This is a genomic window from Burkholderia sp. Ax-1724 (assembly GCF_011752995.1).
In the GTDB taxonomy this organism is placed as follows: domain Bacteria; phylum Pseudomonadota; class Gammaproteobacteria; order Burkholderiales; family Burkholderiaceae; genus Paraburkholderia.
The window spans coordinates 102,452-118,243 of record NZ_VWWL01000006.1; the positions used below are offsets into that span (position 1 = coordinate 102,452).

Below are 15,792 nucleotides of genomic sequence, written 5' to 3' on the forward strand. Positions count from 1 at the left end.
GGCAACAAACAAGCAGGCAGCCCTCGGACAGCACGCAACCCGTACCGCACACGAGCCATGAAACCCGAAAACCTCGCCTATCCGGGCCGTACCTCTACGTTGCGCCGCTGAGCCGCACCGCGCTGTCGAGCCGATAGAAACATCGGCATCGGCGCGAGAACAGCGACAACGCCGCGAACCCAGCGCCGCATCAGAGGCGCGCTTCGCAGGTGGCGCCGCTTGCATCGTCATCAGAAAGAACAATGGAACGCGAACCGTCCGCGCCACGCGGAGGCGTTCGCTCGCGCTGTCAAAACCCAGGAGGAAACGTCATGCCGTGGTTCATCCTTGCGCTCGCCATCGTTGCGCTCGCGCTCGTCTACGTTCGGGCACGCGCCTCCTGGTGGCTCGCGGCCATGATCGTCTGGGTCGCGGCCGCGCATCTGGGCGGCGCGGCGGGTCCGGCGCTCACGACGTTCCTCGCGATCGTGTGCGTGCTCCCCGCCTTCGTGCTGACGTTCAGGCCGCTGCGCCGCGCATGGATCGCGAAACCGGTGCTCGACGCGTTCCGCAAGATCCTGCCGCAGATGTCGCCGACCGAGCGCGACGCGATCGAAGCCGGCACGGTCTGGTGGGATGCCGAACTGTTCTCGGGGCGCCCGCACTGGGACACGCTGCTCGGCTACGGTCCGGCGACGCTGACGCCCGAGGAGCAGGCGTTTCTCGACGTCGAATGCGAACAGCTCTGCGATCTCGCGAACGACTGGGACACCACGATGGTGTGGCAGGACCTCTCGCCGCAAGCGTGGCAGTTCGTGAAACAGCACGGCTTTCTCGGCATGATCATTCCGAAGCAGTACGGCGGCAAGCAGTTCTCCGCGTACGCGCATTCGCAGGTCATCATGAAGCTCGCGACGCGCTGCTCGGCCGCGGCCGTCTCGGTGATGGTGCCGAACTCGCTCGGCCCCGCCGAACTGCTGATGCACTACGGCACCGAGGCGCAGAAGAACCACTATCTGCCGCGTCTCGCGCGCGGCGAGGACATCCCCTGCTTCGCGCTGACGAGCCCCTACGCCGGTTCCGACGCGGCCGCGATTCCCGATGTCGGCATCGTCTGCAAGGGCCTGCACGAGGGCCGCGAGACGCTCGGCTTTCGCGTCACGTGGGACAAGCGCTACATCACGCTCGGGCCGATCGCGACCGTGCTCGGCCTTGCGTTCCGCGCGCTCGACCCCGACCATCTGCTCGGCGCTGACGACGAGCCCGGCATCACCTGCGCGCTGATTCCGACCGACCACCCCGGCGTCGAAATCGGCCGGCGGCACTGGCCGTTGAACGCGGTGTTCCAGAACGGTCCGAACTCGGGCAAGGACGTGTTCATTCCGCTCGACTGGGTGATCGGCGGACGCGCCCAGGTCGGCAACGGCTGGCGCATGCTGATGGAGTGCCTCGCGGCGGGCCGCGCGATCTCGCTGCCGTCGTCGAATGTCGGGATGGCGAAGATCGCCGTGCGCGGCACCGGCGCGTATGCCGCGATTCGCCGCCAGTTCCGCACCGCCGTCGGCAAGTTCGAGGGCGTGCAGGAAGCGCTCGGCCGCATGGGCGGCAACCTCTACGTGATGGATGCCGCGCGCCGCCTGTCCGCGCATGCGGTCGATCTCGGCGAGAAGCCTTCGGTCATTTCGGCGATCGCCAAGTATCACATCACCGAGCGTGCCCGCAAGGTCATCAACGACGGCATGGACGTGGCCGCCGGCAAGGGCATCTGCATGGGGCCGTCGAACTTTCTCGCGCGCGCCTATCAGCAGGTGCCGATCGCGATCACGGTCGAAGGCGCCAACATTCTGACGCGCTGCCTGATCATCTTCGGCCAGGGCGCGATCCGCTGCCATCCGTACGTGCTCAAGGAAATGAACGCGACGCGCGAGCCCGATCACGCGAAGGCGCTGCGCGATTTCGATGCCGCATTCTTCGGTCACCTGAGCTTCATGCTGTCGAACCTCGTGCGCAGTCTCGTGGATGGGCTCACGGGCGGCGCGCTGATCGGCAAGCCGCGCGCCGCCTATGCGCCGCTGCACGCGTATTACCGCGCGGCGACACGTCTCGCGACGGTGTTCGCGCTGCTCGCCGACGTGTCGATGTTCGTGCTCGGCGGCGACCTGAAACGCCGCGAGCGCATCTCGGGGCGCCTCGGCGATGTGCTCTCGCAGCTCTACCTGATCTCGGCAACGTTAAAGCGCTTCGAGGACGAAGGCCGCCAGCCCGATGACCTGCCGCTCGTGCGCTGGGGCGTCGAGGACGCGCTGTACCAGGCCCAGCATGCGCTCGACGGCGTGCTCGCGAACTATCCGAACCGCCTCGCCGCGACGCTCGTGCGCGGGCTCGCGTTCCCGTTCGGCCTGCCGCACCGCGAGCCGTCGGACCGGCTCGGCAGCGAGATCGCCGAGCTGATGCAGACGCCGGGCGCCGCGCGCGAGCGGCTCGTCGCCGGTTCGTACGTGCCGCACCCGGACGTCGATGCGCTCGGCTATGGCGAACTCGTGTTCGCGCTGAATCCGCGCTTCACGCAGATCGACCAGAAGCTGCGCGAGGCGGTCAAACAGGGCTCGCTCGAACCGATGCCGCAAAGTCTCGCGCAACTCGGCGCATGGACCGACACGGCAGAGCGGCAAGGCCTGATCGACGCCGACGAGCGCCGCGTGCTCGACGACTACGCGCGCTATGGCGCGCACGTCGTGAAGGTCGACGATTTTCCCGCCGACTTCGATATGCTCGCGAGTCTGCAAAAGCGCAAGGAAGCGCTCGAGCAGGCGTTGGAGGTGGCGGCTTGAGTGGCGCAGCCCAACCGGCACGCGAACGCGCAAAAAAATCCGCGCCGCATCACGGCAAAGCGCCCCCGGCGCCCCCAACTCAAGGCAAACTGGCACACGTCCGGCGTCCCCGCCACGGGGTTTCCCGGGGCGCGTCCAGCGGAGCAAGCTACGACATGAATGACTCCCTACCTGAAGTTCGTCAACTCGCCGTTCGGCGCGCGCCTCGCGCGTTCGCTCGGTTTGCCGAAGCCCGAGGTGCTGCGGCGCTATCGCGCGGACCGGCCCGAGTTCGACGGCCTGATTGCGATCGGCGCGGGCCGCGAGCCGCACCTGTTCGATGCGCTCGCGAGGCTCGTCGCGAGTATCGGCATGACGAGCGTCGCGCACGCAAGCGCCGGGCTCTGGGTGCCGCTCGCCAACCGCCACGGCCTGATGACCGGGCGCTTCGAGCCGGCCGAAGCGGGCTCGGCCGGCAAGCTCGCCGCGCTGCTGTTCGACGCGAGCGGCATCGAGGACAGCAGCCAGCTCGAACCGCTGCACCGCTTCTTTCACGACACGCTGCGCTCGCTCGGCAAATGCGGACGCATCGTCGTGCTGGGCCGGCCGCCCGAAGCCTGCGCGAATCCGCGTCAATGGACCGCGCAGCGCGCGCTCGAAGGCCTGACGCGCTCGCTCGGCAAGGAAGCGCGGCGCGGCATCACCGCGAATCTCGTGTATGTCGCGCAAGGCGTGGAAAACGCCCAAGGCGCAGCAAGCGGTATCGACGCGACGCTGCGCTTCTTTCTGTCGCCGCGCTCGGCGTATGTGTCGGGCCAGGTCGTGCGCATCGAGGCGAGCGATACCAGCGGCAAAACCGGCGTGAACAGCATGAGCGGCCTGCACGATTCGGGCAACTCGCTCGACGTAACCAACGCAACCAACGCAGCGAATACAGCCCACGCAGGCAGCCCCCACGACGCCAACCCCACGACGCCCGCCGCCTTCGACTGGCGGCAACCGCTTGCCGGCCGCCGCGCGCTCGTCACCGGCGCCGCGCGCGGCATCGGCGCGGCCATTGCGAGCGTGCTCGCGGCCGAAGGCGCGCACGTGATCGGCCTCGACATGCCGTCCGCGCGCGACGCGCTCGACGCGACGCTGCGCCCGCTCAACGGCACCGCACTGACGTTCGACATCGCCGAGCCCGAAGCGCCCGCCCAGCTCGCCGCCGCGCTCGACGAGCAAGGCGTCGACATCGTCGTGCACAACGCCGGCATCACCAAGGACAAGACCCTCGCGAAGATGACCGAAGCCGCATGGCAGAGCGTGATCGACATCAACCTGAGCGCGCAGGAGCGCATCGACGACGCGCTGCTCGCGGGCGGCATCCTGCGCGACGGCGGGCGCATTATCGCGGTGTCGTCGATCAGCGGCATCGCCGGCAATCTCGGCCAGACCAATTACGCGACCTCGAAGGCCGGCGTGATCGGCCGCGTCGCCAGCATGGCGGCGCCGCTACGCGCGCGCGGCATCACGATCAACGCGGTCGCGCCCGGCTTTATCGAAACGCAGATGACCGCGAAAATTCCGCTCGCGATCCGCGAGGCCGGCCGCCGCATGAACTCGATGAGCCAAGGCGGCCAGCCCGTCGACGTCGCGCAGACCATCGCATGGCTCGCGCATCCGGGCTCGGCGGGCGTGACGGGCCAGGTCGTGCGCGTCTGCGGCCAGAGCCTGATCGGAGCGTGAAAGTGGCGTACGGAATGGGACTACGCAGCATGAACCCTGGAGCATGAGCATGCGCGAGCCGGATGATCCGTTCGGGAACCGTCATGCCGCGTCCACGCCGGGCGACGGCGCGCGGCCGAAAACCGTGGTCGTCGACACCCTGCCTTCGACGGCGAAGCTCCATGCGCGCGCGCTGTCGGGCATCGTCAAGCGCGGCCGCGGCACACAACCCGGGCAGGCGCCGCAACTGCCGGCGCTGCGGCTCGTGCGCCCCGCCGTCGCGCTCGCCCCCGGCCCGGCGTGGCGCTATGCGCGCGTGTGCGGCTTCATCCCCGAGCATGGCGTGCCGCTCACCTATCCGCATCTGCTCGCGTTTCCGCTGCATCTGCTGATGCTGACCGACCCGGCGTTTCCGTGGTCCGCGCTCGGGCTCGTGCATCTGGCCAATCATGTGCGGCTGCGCCGGCCGCTCGCGTACAAGGACCTGCTGCGCATCGAGGTCGAATTCGGCGCGCTGCTGCGCCACGACAAAGGCCAGGCGTTCGTGGTGCGCACGCGCATCTACCGGCGCGGCGAAGCGGTCTGGGACGGCGACAGTGTCTATCTGAAGCGCGCGGCGTCCGCCGCGGTGTCCACCATCGGCAGCCCGCTCGAAGCGCTGACGCTCGGCCCCGAGCCGCTGCAACGCATCGCGCGCTGGCAACTCGCGCCGCAACTCGGCCGCGACTACGCGAGCGTATCCGGCGACTACAACCCGATCCACCTGAGCGCGCTATCGGCGAAGGTCTTCGGTTTTCCGCGCGCAATCGCGCATGGCATGTGGACGCTCGCGCGCGCCGCGTCGTCATTGCAGCCGCCGAAGCCGCTCGCCGAGGCGATGCTCGCCGCCGAATTCAAGGTGCCGATGCTGCTGCCCGGCGAGGCGTCGTTGTGGAGCGCGTCGCCGTCGCTGATCGAGCGCGATCTCGAAGTGCGCGACATCGCCGGCGACAAGCCGCATTTGCGTGCGCGCATGCAGTGGCGGCTGCAATGAGCCGGGCCCCCGCCATGCGCGTCATTTCAATCGTTCGCCTCATCCGATAACCGAATCGTCGGCCATAACCGCAAGGAGCCGAGCATGCCCCACCCGCCACCCGCCGTGCGCCGCGTCGCCATCGTCGGCGGCAACCGGATTCCGTTTGCCCGCTCGAACACCGCCTACGCGAACGCCTCGAACCAGGACATGCTGACCTTCACGCTGCAAGGCCTGATCGACCGCTACGACCTGCACGGCGTGCGTCTCGGCGAGGTGGCGGCGGGCGCGGTCATCAAGCATTCGCGCGATTTCAACCTGACACGCGAGTCCGTGCTCTCGACCACGCTGGCGAAAGAGACGCCCGCCTACGACGTGCAGCAGGCCTGCGGCACCGGCCTCGAAGCCGCGATCCTCGTCGCCAACAAGATCGCGCTCGGGCAGATCGAGGCGGGCATCGCGGGCGGGGTCGATACCACGTCCGACGCGCCGATCGGCGTCAACGAGCGCATGCGCAAGATCCTGCTCGAAGCGAATCGCGGCAGGAGCACCGGGCAGCGCGTGAGCGCGCTCGCGAAGCTGCGGCCCGGCATGTTCTTCAAGCCGCTCCTGCCGCGCAACGGCGAGCCGCGCACGGGGCTGTCGATGGGCGAGCACTGCGAGCTGATGGCCAAGCGCTGGAACATCTCGCGCGAGGCACAGGACGTGCTCGCCTGCGAGAGCCACCGCAAGCTCGCGGATGCGTATGCGCGCGGCTTCGTCAACGATCTGATGACGCCGTACAAGGGCCTCGCGCGCGACAACACTCTGCGCGCCGACCTCACACTCGAAAAGCTCGCGAACCTGAAGCCCGTGTTCGATCGCGATGCCGGCACGCTGACGGCCGGCAACTCGACGCCGCTGACCGACGGCGCCTCGGCCGTGCTGCTCGCGAGCGAGGCGTGGGCGGCCGAGCGCGGCTTGCCGGTGCTCGCGTACCTGAGCTGGTCGGAGACGGCCGCCGTCGACTTTTTCGACCAACAGGAAGGCCTGCTGATGGCGCCCGCGTACGCGGTGCCGCGCATGCTCGCGCGCGCCGGCCTCGCGTTGCAGGACTTCGACTTCTACGAAATCCACGAAGCATTCGCCGCCCAGGTGTTGTGCACGCTCGCGGCATGGCAGGATGACGAATATTGCCGCACGCAGCTTGGCCTCGCCGGTGCGCTCGGTGCGATCGATCGCACGCGGCTCAACGTGAACGGCGGCTCGCTCGCGACCGGCCATCCGTTCGCGGCGACGGGCGGGCGCATCGTCGCCGCGCTCGCAAAGCTGCTTGCGCAACTCGACAAGCCGGCCGGCAGCGCGCGCGGGCTGATCTCGATCTGCGCGGCGGGCGGCCAGGGCGTGGTCGCCATCGTGGAACGCTAACGCTACCGCCAGCACTCATACCGATCGACAGGAGACGACCGATGACCGAGCCGATGCCCCAGCCTATCCAGGCCCCGCCCCCGGCCGCTGCCGGGTCCGACGGGTCCGCCTCAGCGGCCGGGTCCACGCCGCCGCGCGCGCCGAATACCGACGGCATCTGGTACGCCTCGTATCCCGCGGACGTGCCGCATGACATCGACGTCACGCAATACGAGTCGGTCGGCCAGTTCTTCGACGAATGCATCGCGCAGTTCCGCGAGCGCGTCGCCTATGTGAGCGTCGGCGCGGAGCTGACCTACGGCGAACTGGGCCGCAAGGCGACCGCGTTCGCCGCGTATCTGCAAAGCGTCGGCGTGCAGCCGGGCGAGCGCGTCGCGATCATGCTGCCGAACACGTTCCAGTATCCGGTTGCGCTGTTCGGCACGATCAAGGCCGGCGCGGTGGTCGTCAACGTCAATCCGCTCTACACGGTGCGCGAACTCGCGCATCAGCTGAAGGACAGCGGCGCGCAGACGATCGTCGTCTTCGAGAATTTCGCGAAGACGCTCGAAGACGCGCTGCCGGGCACGAAGGTGCGCAACGTCATCGTGACCGGGCTCGGCGATCTGCTCGCGGACGGCCTCAACCTCAAGGGCCGTCTGCTCAATTTCATGCTGCGTCACGTCAAGAAGATGGTGCCCGCCTACTCGCTGCCGCAGGCGGTGCCGCTGCTGCAGGCGCTCGCGGCCGGCTATGCGCGCACGCTCGCGCCGGTGCGCGCAAGCCACGACGACATCGCGTTCCTGCAATACACGGGCGGCACCACCGGTGTTGCGAAAGGCGCGATGCTCACGCACCGCAATATCGTCGCCAATCTGCTGCAGGCGAAGGCGTGGGCCGCGGGGCAGTTGAGCGGCGAAGTCGAAACGGTGCTGACGCCGCTGCCGCTCTATCACATCTACTCGCTGACCGTGAACGCGCTGATCTTCATGGGACTCGGCGGACGCAACATCCTGATTGCGAATCCGCGCGACATGAAGCGCGTGATGATGATCATCCGTCACGAGAAGTTCACCGGCATGACCGCGGTCAACACGCTCTACAACGCGTTTCTCGACAACGAGGCATTCCGCAACCGCGACTTCTCGGACCTCAAGCTCGCGATGGCGGGCGGCATGGCGACGCAGAAGGCGGTCGCCGAACGCTTCAAGGCCGTGACCGGCAAGCCGATCGTCGAGGGCTACGGGCTCACCGAATGCTCGCCGATCGTCTCGATGAACCCGGTCGATCTGACCCACCTGCGCGACTTCGAAGGCTCGATCGGGCTGCCGGCGCCGTCCACCCAGGTGCGCTTTCGCCGCGACGACGGCAGTTGGGCCCACATCGGCGAGGCGGGCGAGCTATGCGTGCAGGGCCCGCAGGTGATGAAGGGTTACTGGAATCGTCCCGAGGAAACCGCGAAGGTGCTCGACGACGACGGCTGGCTCGCGACCGGCGACATCGGCGTGATGGATTCGCGCGGCTTTATCCGCCTGATCGACCGCAAGAAGGACATGATTCTCGTGTCGGGCTTCAACGTCTATCCGAACGAAATCGAGGACGTGATCGCCGCGCATCCGGAAGTGCGCGAAGTCGCGGCGATCGGCGTGCCCGATCCGGCGCAGGGCGAACGCGTGAAGGTGTTCATCGTGCGGCGCAATCAGACCCTGACCGCGGAACAGGTGATCGCCTATTGCCGCAAGAACCTGACCGGCTACAAGGTGCCGAAGCTCGTCGAGTTCCGCGACGAACTGCCGCAAACCAATGTCGGCAAGATTCTGCGCCGCGCATTGCGCGACGAGGAACTCGCGAAGCAGAAGTCGGCCTGACGGGAATATCCGCCGCGCGTGTTCGTTCATCATGACGGCCATGCGCCGGCGTCGTTGTATCGCTGTGTTGCTGTGTTGCCGCGTGGTTGCCCGCGCCATTTCTGGAGGGATTCATGAAACACGGCATATCCGCCCGTTCGCGCCGCCAGCGGGTTGCGTCGCGCATTGCCGCGAGTTCGCCGCACGACAGCGCGTACCCGCGTGAAGTACCGGCATATGGGCTCAGGGGCCGTCGGTTGATCGCCGCGCTGAAGCATTCGCTGCTCGCCTCGTTGCCTCGCGCGACGCTCGCCGCGGCCGCCCTGCTCGCACCGTTCACACCGTCCACGATACCCGCCGCGTTCGCGCAAAACGACGACCATCCGCCGCCGCTCGACAGCGCGAGCGCCGGCACCGTCAAGCCGCCCACCACGCCGCTCGCGCGGGTCGGCAAGCTCACGCTCGACAGGCAGGTCAAATGGCTGCGCGCCGCGCAGCAAAGCGGCGCACTCGAAAAGCTCGACGACGCGCAACTGATCGCGCTGTTCCAGTCGCTCGATCCGCTCGCGTTGCCGCGCTACATCAAGGAAGGACCGAACGGCTATCCGTCGTACGAGTTCGCGATGTCGCGCTCGGAGCGCATTCACGGCCAGTGGCCCGACAAGCCCGATCACATGCTGGTGCGGCTCGCGCACGATCCACTGCGGATCTACGCGAAGTGGCTGCCCGACGGCGCGCACGCGGGCCAGGAAATCATCTACGACGAATCGAAACGGACCGACGAAATGTACGGCCATCTCGGCGGCATCATGAACGTGCTGCCGGTGTGGACCTCGCTGACGGGCGCGCTCGCGCGCTCGCAATCGAACCACGAGGTGCGCGATCTCGGCACCGAGTACATCGCGGACCAGTACCTCGACGAAGGCCGGAAATACGCCGAGGCCGGCGTGCCCCGCTCGGCGCAGATCGACGTGAAGACGATCGACGGCGTGCGCGTCGTCACGTTCACGTTCGAAACGCCGACCGGCCAGCCGCAGTTCTATGCGAAGAAGGAAACGCTCGGGCTCGATCTGCGGCATCCGTTCTTCCGCACCGTCGAGTCTTACGACAACGAGGGCAAACTGTTCGAGCGGATCGTGTTCGAAAACATTACGCCGCAGACGTTCGACGATTCGACTTTTGATCCGAAGAACAAGGCTTATCGGTTTTAGCGGGTGGTGTGTGTCGAGGTCGGGGCCGTATCGATGCGGTGCGGTGCAGTGCTCATGTCCGGGCCGTGCTTGCTCGATGCCTGCTCGATACTTGCTCGATGCTTGCTCGATGCTTGTTCGGCCTCTGTCCGGCAGGTACCCGATGTTCGGCGGACAGGCGGCCAATCCGCGCGAGCGGCACGGCTCACGCATGGCGCGGCGTCAGCGCGAACGCCACATAGGCCGCTTGCGCGGGCTGCCCGACTCGCGGCTCATGACTGTGTTCCACGAAGCGTCCCGTGCGGATCGCGAGATGCCGCAGGACGAAGTAGTCGGAGGCACGCGTGAAGCCGATCAGCGACGGCGTCGCGCGCGAGGCCACGTCGCCCAGCCAGGGTGCCAGCGTGGTAAACCAGAGCGCGCCGGCATCGTCGCCGGTCTCGAAGACCGGCAGTTGCAGATGCGCGGCATAGCGCGCGAACGATGCGCCGCACACGAGCGTGGAATCGACGATCGCCAGCGTATGCATATCGTTGCCGCGTGCGACGGCCTGCGCGAACCACGGCCATGCGCCGCCGGCCATCGTCGACAGCCATGCACCCGTGAGCATGAAAGTGCGTCGGTCCATCTTGCCTCACGCCATCACATACCGCTCACGCGCTCGCACTCGTGCGCAGTCGCGCTCATTTACCGCACCGTCACGTATATCCCCGCCGGTCGCGCCACCCGGCCGGCCAGATTCCCTGCTTGCCCGGCGCGAGAATGCCGTTCGGATCGAGCGTGTCCTTGATCGTCTCCGCGAGCCGCAGCAATGCGCCGTCGTTGAAGCCGTACTGAGCCGCCGCGAAATCCATATACGCGAGATGCGCGCGATATTCGCCATAACCGGCCGCGCGCGCATCGCTCATCAGCGAGCGCAGCAATTCGCCGGCCCGCTCGACCTGGCTCGCGTCGTCGCGATCGAAAATCGCCGCGAAAATGTGATGCAGATGCCGCGCGCCCGCCGTAAAGCCGCCGTAGTAGTCGAAGCCGTATTCGGCGGCGCGCGTCTTCACCATCGTGTACTGGCGCAGCGCATCGCGCCCCGTCGCCGGACAGATCGGCGCGAAGTCGACGTGCGCGCCCGCGCCGCCGCGCCAGTCGAGCATGCGAAACGCGGTCATCGCGGGAATGCCGGCCATGTTGCGGTCGCCGCCGCCCGCCGGTTGCGCGTCGCCGGCATAGCGCGCCGCCGACAGGCGCGCCTCGGGCACCCGCGCGAACGCACGCTCGATCGACGCATAACGCGCATCGATCAGCTCGGGCGTGCCGTATAGCGCGAAATGCAGGTTCCAGCGCCCGACGCCGAGCGTGTCGAGCATCGCGGTCAGCGCGCTCTCGGGCATCGCGCCCGCGCCGTCGTACCACGGCCGCCGTGCCGACAGACCCGCCGCGCGGCGCAAACCGCCCTCGATCACCGCGTGATTGCGGATCGTTCCGTCAAGCCGCAGCGGCCGCAGAATCTCGACGATCGCTTCCAGATCGGCCTCGTGGCGAAACTGGATTTCGCCCAGCAGATACGCGGGCGGCGCGGGCATCAGCCACACACCGAGCTTCGTGACGATGCCGTAGTTCGACTGCATGAACATCGCGTCGAACGAGGGCCCGTAGCCCGGCTGATACAACTGCCACGCGGTGCCGATCTCGATGCCGCCCATGCCGGTGCGCAGCACGTCGCCGTTGGCGAGCACGACTTCCATGCCGCATTGCGCGGCTGCGTGATCGCCGTAGTCGGTGTAGCCGAAGCCGCGCTCGAGCGTATTGCCGACCACGCTGCCCCAGCCGGCCGCGGGCGGGTCGATCCACAGCCTGTAACCCTTTTCTCGCAGATGCGCGTACAGATCGAAGTAGCTGACGCCCGGCTCGACGAGCGCATAGGCGAGCGTCTCGTTGACGTCGAGGATGCGGTTCATCCGCTGCAGATCGAGCACGACCGAGCCGGCAAGGCGCGGCGCCGCGCCGCCATACGCGAAATTGCGTCCGGTCGACACGGTCCACAGCGGAATGCGATATCGATTCGCGATGCGCAGCAGCGCGCGAATTTCGTCGACCGAAGCCGGCAGCAGCGCGGCGCTCGCGGCGAAGGCGGCGCGCTCGCCGGGCGCGAACGGATCGAGATAGGCGGCGAGCCCGGCGTCGGACGTCACGACCTGCGCATCGCCGACGACCGCGCGCCAGGCGGCCAGCGCATGCTCGAACTGCGCGGCGGACACATTGGGCGGCAAGGTCTGGGGCACCGCGTCTCCTCATCCTCAAGATGCGAACGGCGGCGTGCGGGGTTCAACGCACCGCCGCGTCATCGCTGTACCGCGTACGCCACGGCAACCCGCGCCCGACACAGCACCACCATGCGACAGCGCCATGCAGCGCCTGCGCCGCCGCTACTGCTCGCCGCTCCAGGTCTCCGGCTTGCCGCCGAGCGCGCTGCATACGTCGATGGCGATCGTGCGCAGCTTGCCTTCCGCGATCGCGCCGGAGAGCGCGTAGCCCATGCCGTCGTTGACCCAGTAGAAGGTGCGCCGGTTGCCGTCGCGCAACAGCCGGAACGCGGTCTCGTTGCGCGCGATGCCGGTCACGTAGAGCGTGAGGCGCGCGCCGCCCGCGTTCTCGTACATGAACTGCGCGGCCGGCCCCGCCTCGCCGGGCAACAGCCGCCCGCCCACCAGCGCGTAACCGTACTCCTGCAGCGACGGCACCGAAAGCGGCCGGTTCAGCCGCTTCGACAGCCAGTTGATCAGATGCTCCTCTTCGCTCGCGGCGACCTCGACCGGATGACGCCGCTCCGGCGAATACACCGCATACGCGACGTCCGCGCGCTGCGCGAAGCCCGCCGGCTGGCCGCTCAACCTGTCCCATGCGTTGCCCCAGATACCGCCCCAGACGCCGCCCCACGCGTTGCCGGTCAGACGCGGCGCGAGCGGCCCCAACGCCAGCGCGAGCCCGGCACCGACGGCAAGCCAGCAGGCCGCGAGGCCCGCGCGCTGCCACCACGGCCGCGTACGCCGCAACACGATGAAGGCGGGCTCGTCCGCTACGCTACGGCGATTGTCCGCGTGATGCTTCGCGGCGCCGGCCGCGCTATGGCCTGTCTCGCCGGCCTCGCTTGCCTCGCCACCATCGTCCGCCGCGCGCCGCGGCGCGCCGCACAGTGCGCGCAACGCGGCGTTCTGCGCGCGCCATGCGCTCACGCGCGCGGCGGCCTGCGGATGCCGGCCCAGTTGCGTATCGAGCGCGGCGCGCTGCGCGTCCGGCAATTCGCCATCCACATACGCCGACAGCGTGCGCAGATCGAGCCCTTCGGGCAGGCCGGAACCGTAGTCGTCGTTGTTCATTATGGATTTCTCACCACTTTCAGCGGCGCCACGTTACGCGCCGCCGGTGCCGAACCCTGGCTCGGTCCCTCGGCGGGCCCTTGCGCGAGCAGCGCGCGCAGATGCTCGCGCGCCCGCGAAAGCCGCGACATCACCGTGCCGATCGGCACGCCCAACGCCGCCGCTGCCTCCTGATAAGTCAGTTCCTCGACGCCCACCAGCAGCAGCACCTCGCGCTGTTCGAGCGACAGGCCATACAGCGCGCGCTGCACGTCGCGCAGCACGAGACCGTCGACTTCGCCCTGCGGCGCTTCGAGATTGCGCCACGGCGCGCTTTCGTCGTCGACGGCGATCTCGCGACGGCCGCGCAACTGATCGATGTAGAGATGCCGCAGGATCGTCAGCAGCCATGCCCGCATGTTGCTGTTCGGCCGGAACGCCGACCAGCGCGCAAGCGCGCGCTCCGCCGTATCCTGCACGAGATCGTCGGCCCAGGCGTAGTCGCCCGTCAGCGCGCGCGCATAGCGGCGCAACTGCGGGAGCCACGCGATCACTTCCGCTTCGAACGTCACCCGGCGCGCGGCGCTCAGTAGCCGCCGCCGCTGCTATTGCTGTTGCTGCTCGAGCCCGACGCGGCGTTGTCGGTCGTCGCGGCGCAGGCGCCGCTCGCGAGCGTGCCGAAGGCGAGCGCGAGCAGCACGAAGAGCGAGGACAGAATACGGGATGCTTTCATCATCATGAGTCTCCTGACGATCGATCGCGCGAGCCGATCCGCGCACGCGATCCGGGCGGGCGGCCGCGGAGTGCGGCGTTGCCCTACACGACTGAACGCCGATGGCGCGCGGTTTATTCCACCGCGCGGCGGCGTCGGCGAACGCCGCGTTTCGGTGCGGGCCTGCCGCTTCGATGCGCGGCGATCCGGCGCGCCTCTTCCTTTTCCGCCAGGCGTGCCGGCCATGCCTGGAGAGGCAGCGAGAAGGCGCCATTGCCCAGCAGATTCGTAACTCAACGTTACAGTGCGCCGTTATCGGATGCTTATGTGCCCACAAGCCGTTATAGTGGATAAAGTTCGCCCCCGGCGCGTTCAGCCCTCGAATAGAGCAGAAAGGGTAGAATCGCGGCGAACAACCGTTTATCTAACCCGAATTGTCCATGGCTTCTGCAGAATCGCATCCGCAAAACGACTTCATGAACGCTGCGCGCAAGGAACGAAAGCGCGTCGAGATCTATCTGGTCAACGGCATTCGCCTGACCGGGTGCATCGAGTCGTTCGATCAGTATCTGGTGATGCTGCGCACGCCCGTCGGCCTGCAAGGCATCTACAAGCGCGCGATCTCCACGATCCAGCTCGACACCGGCACGCGTCCGGCGCCGCGCACGGGGCGCCCCTCGCACGGCGAGCACACCGGCGGGCGCGGCCCGCATGGCTCGCGCGAGCATCGTGAGCCGCGCGAGTCGTATGGCGCGCCGGCCTCCTCCGAGCGCCCCGTCGGCGAACGCAGCAGTTCGGACGGCCCGGTGGTCGTCACGCGTCGGCGCCGTCTGTTCGGCACCGGCGGCGGCGAAGGCGGCAATCACGGTGGCAACCATGGCGGCGCGGGCGGTGCCGGCAACGGCAACGAATAAGCGCGCGTCACAGCGCCCGGCTAGTCCGCGGACGGGCCGAGCCGCTGCAGAATTTTCTCCAGCCGCATCACCTGCTGATCCGTCAGCTCGAATCCTCCTTTGACCCCTAGCACGCGACGTCGCCAGTACACGGCGTCGAGCATGCGCAGCGCCGGTTGCTTCGTCGCCCAATTCAGGTGCTCCAGTTCCGCTTCCACGACGTGCGAGGCGAAGAAACGCCGCGCACAGGCAGGTTTTTTCCCGTTCATTTGATTCGCTGTCTTGTCGTTGAGTGAGGTCCGCGCGTCGTCGGCAGGACGCCGCGCGAAGACGCACGGAGAACGAATCGCCGCGGGCCGCTTTCAAACGGCGCGCCTATGCCGTTGGGTCTATGCCGTTGGGTCTATGCCGTTGGGTCTATGCCATCCGGCCGAGGTTCGGTCACGGCCGCCATGCGCTATGCTGAATAGTCGACTCTCTACTTGCGGAGCACGTCATGACCAGCAGGAACCAGCATGCCACTCACCCCGCGCGCACGCGGCGCGCACCGGCCAGTTCCGTCGCGAGTTCCATCGATAGCCGACTCGACGAAGCGCTGATGGAAAGTTTTCCCGCGAGCGACCCGATCGCCGTCGACATGGCGGAGCCGCATCGCGAACGGACGCGCAAACCACGGCCCGATAGCAGGAAGCGGCATTGATGCGAATAGCGGTATGAATGACGCGGCGATGAAACCTGCGCGGGTTTCTTTCGCTCTTTGCGTTTTGCGCGACGGGGACAACACAGCCTGCGTACGCCGTTGTGGACTGCGCAGGAATGCGAGATCGAGATGGAATCGAAGTGGGATTGAAATACCGCGAATCAGACCGCGGCGACACTGCCGCGAATCTAGCGCCATCACCCGCC

At 67.8% G+C, this 15,792-nt stretch carries 14 protein-coding genes; 8 read left to right on the forward strand and 6 right to left on the reverse strand.

The window, feature by feature from the left end; translation table 11 throughout:
• Window positions 1–311: 311 nt before the first annotated feature.
• The 6 genes from F3J19_RS09545 (at window position 312) to F3J19_RS09570 (ending at window position 9,952) form a co-directional block, all read left to right on the forward strand.
• Window positions 312–2,810: an acyl-CoA dehydrogenase gene (locus F3J19_RS09545; protein WP_167040109.1), complete on the forward strand. Its 2,499-nt coding sequence runs from the start codon at window positions 312–314 to the stop codon at window positions 2,808–2,810.
• 159 nt (window positions 2,811–2,969) lie between these two features.
• Window positions 2,970–4,517: a 3-oxoacyl-ACP reductase gene (locus F3J19_RS09550; RefSeq protein ID WP_167040111.1), complete on the forward strand. Its 1,548-nt coding sequence runs from the start codon at window positions 2,970–2,972 to the stop codon at window positions 4,515–4,517.
• 49 nt (window positions 4,518–4,566) lie between these two features.
• Window positions 4,567–5,529: a MaoC/PaaZ C-terminal domain-containing protein gene (locus tag F3J19_RS09555; RefSeq protein WP_167040113.1), complete on the forward strand. Its 963-nt coding sequence runs from the start codon at window positions 4,567–4,569 to the stop codon at window positions 5,527–5,529.
• An 84-nt stretch (window positions 5,530–5,613) separates the two neighbouring features.
• Window positions 5,614–6,915 (forward strand): acetyl-CoA C-acetyltransferase, encoded by a 1,302-nt coding sequence (locus tag F3J19_RS09560; protein WP_167040115.1) that lies wholly within the window; start codon window positions 5,614–5,616, stop codon window positions 6,913–6,915.
• A gap of 53 nt (window positions 6,916–6,968) precedes the next feature.
• Window positions 6,969–8,762: an AMP-binding protein gene (locus F3J19_RS09565; protein WP_167040457.1), complete on the forward strand. Its 1,794-nt coding sequence runs from the start codon at window positions 6,969–6,971 to the stop codon at window positions 8,760–8,762.
• A gap of 113 nt (window positions 8,763–8,875) precedes the next feature.
• Window positions 8,876–9,952: a DUF1571 domain-containing protein gene (locus F3J19_RS09570; protein ID WP_240158859.1), complete on the forward strand. Its 1,077-nt coding sequence runs from the start codon at window positions 8,876–8,878 to the stop codon at window positions 9,950–9,952.
• 184 nt (window positions 9,953–10,136) lie between these two features.
• Here the strand turns inward: F3J19_RS09570 and F3J19_RS09575 are convergent, their stop codons facing one another.
• From F3J19_RS09575 to F3J19_RS09595, 5 genes are all read right to left on the reverse strand, one after another.
• The gene (locus F3J19_RS09575; protein WP_167040116.1) at window positions 10,137–10,559 is read right to left on the reverse strand and encodes a hypothetical protein; all 423 of its coding nucleotides are present in this window, start codon (window positions 10,557–10,559) and stop codon (window positions 10,137–10,139) included.
• A gap of 70 nt (window positions 10,560–10,629) precedes the next feature.
• On the reverse strand, window positions 10,630–12,207 hold the full coding sequence (locus F3J19_RS09580; RefSeq protein ID WP_167040118.1) for an FAD-binding oxidoreductase: 1,578 nt from the start codon (window positions 12,205–12,207) through the stop codon (window positions 10,630–10,632).
• Between the two features lie 144 nt (window positions 12,208–12,351).
• Window positions 12,352–13,302 (reverse strand): anti-sigma factor, encoded by a 951-nt coding sequence (locus F3J19_RS09585; protein ID WP_167040120.1) that lies wholly within the window; start codon window positions 13,300–13,302, stop codon window positions 12,352–12,354.
• Window positions 13,302–13,853: a sigma-70 family RNA polymerase sigma factor gene (locus F3J19_RS09590; protein ID WP_167040122.1), complete on the reverse strand. Its 552-nt coding sequence runs from the start codon at window positions 13,851–13,853 to the stop codon at window positions 13,302–13,304. Before F3J19_RS09590 ends, F3J19_RS09585 begins: the two co-directional genes overlap by 1 nt.
• A 14-nt stretch (window positions 13,854–13,867) precedes the next feature.
• Window positions 13,868–14,020, reverse strand: coding sequence for a hypothetical protein (locus tag F3J19_RS09595; protein ID WP_167039957.1), 153 nt, complete (start codon window positions 14,018–14,020; stop codon window positions 13,868–13,870).
• Window positions 14,021–14,433: 413 nt separating this feature from the next.
• Between F3J19_RS09595 and hfq the strand changes: the two genes are divergently transcribed.
• Window positions 14,434–14,907 carry an RNA chaperone Hfq gene (gene hfq / locus F3J19_RS09600; protein WP_167040124.1) on the forward strand — a complete coding sequence of 158 codons (474 nt, stop codon included), beginning with the start codon at window positions 14,434–14,436 and terminating at the stop codon, window positions 14,905–14,907.
• A 20-nt stretch (window positions 14,908–14,927) separates the two neighbouring features.
• On the opposite strand, the gene F3J19_RS09605 is transcribed toward hfq, so the two are convergent.
• Complete coding sequence (locus F3J19_RS09605; protein ID WP_167040126.1) at window positions 14,928–15,155, reverse strand: hypothetical protein; 228 nt, start codon at window positions 15,153–15,155, stop codon at window positions 14,928–14,930.
• 227 nt (window positions 15,156–15,382) lie between these two features.
• Between F3J19_RS09605 and F3J19_RS09610 the strand changes: the two genes are divergently transcribed.
• Window positions 15,383–15,586 carry a hypothetical protein gene (locus F3J19_RS09610; RefSeq protein WP_167040128.1) on the forward strand — a complete coding sequence of 68 codons (204 nt, stop codon included), beginning with the start codon at window positions 15,383–15,385 and terminating at the stop codon, window positions 15,584–15,586.
• Window positions 15,587–15,792 lie beyond the last annotated feature (206 nt).

What these genes read in the sequence shown, in the direction of transcription:
- F3J19_RS09545 (WP_167040109.1), top strand. Translation starts at nt 312, where the DNA reads ATGCCGTGGTTCATCCTTGCGCTCGCCATCGTTGCGCTCGCGCTCGTC.
- F3J19_RS09550 (WP_167040111.1), top strand. Translation starts at nt 2,970, where the DNA reads ATGACTCCCTACCTGAAGTTCGTCAACTCGCCGTTCGGCGCGCGCCTC.
- F3J19_RS09555 (WP_167040113.1), top strand. Translation starts at nt 4,567, where the DNA reads ATGCGCGAGCCGGATGATCCGTTCGGGAACCGTCATGCCGCGTCCACG.
- F3J19_RS09560 (WP_167040115.1), top strand. Translation starts at nt 5,614, where the DNA reads ATGCCCCACCCGCCACCCGCCGTGCGCCGCGTCGCCATCGTCGGCGGC.
- F3J19_RS09565 (WP_167040457.1), top strand. Translation starts at nt 6,969, where the DNA reads ATGCCCCAGCCTATCCAGGCCCCGCCCCCGGCCGCTGCCGGGTCCGAC.
- F3J19_RS09570 (WP_240158859.1), top strand. Translation starts at nt 8,876, where the DNA reads ATGAAACACGGCATATCCGCCCGTTCGCGCCGCCAGCGGGTTGCGTCG.
- F3J19_RS09575 (WP_167040116.1), bottom strand. Translation starts at nt 10,559, where the DNA reads ATGGACCGACGCACTTTCATGCTCACGGGTGCATGGCTGTCGACGATG.
- F3J19_RS09585 (WP_167040120.1), bottom strand. Translation starts at nt 13,302, where the DNA reads ATGAACAACGACGACTACGGTTCCGGCCTGCCCGAAGGGCTCGATCTG.
- F3J19_RS09595 (WP_167039957.1), bottom strand. Translation starts at nt 14,020, where the DNA reads ATGATGATGAAAGCATCCCGTATTCTGTCCTCGCTCTTCGTGCTGCTC.
- hfq (WP_167040124.1), top strand. Translation starts at nt 14,434, where the DNA reads ATGGCTTCTGCAGAATCGCATCCGCAAAACGACTTCATGAACGCTGCG.
- F3J19_RS09605 (WP_167040126.1), bottom strand. Translation starts at nt 15,155, where the DNA reads ATGAACGGGAAAAAACCTGCCTGTGCGCGGCGTTTCTTCGCCTCGCAC.
- F3J19_RS09610 (WP_167040128.1), top strand. Translation starts at nt 15,383, where the DNA reads ATGACCAGCAGGAACCAGCATGCCACTCACCCCGCGCGCACGCGGCGC.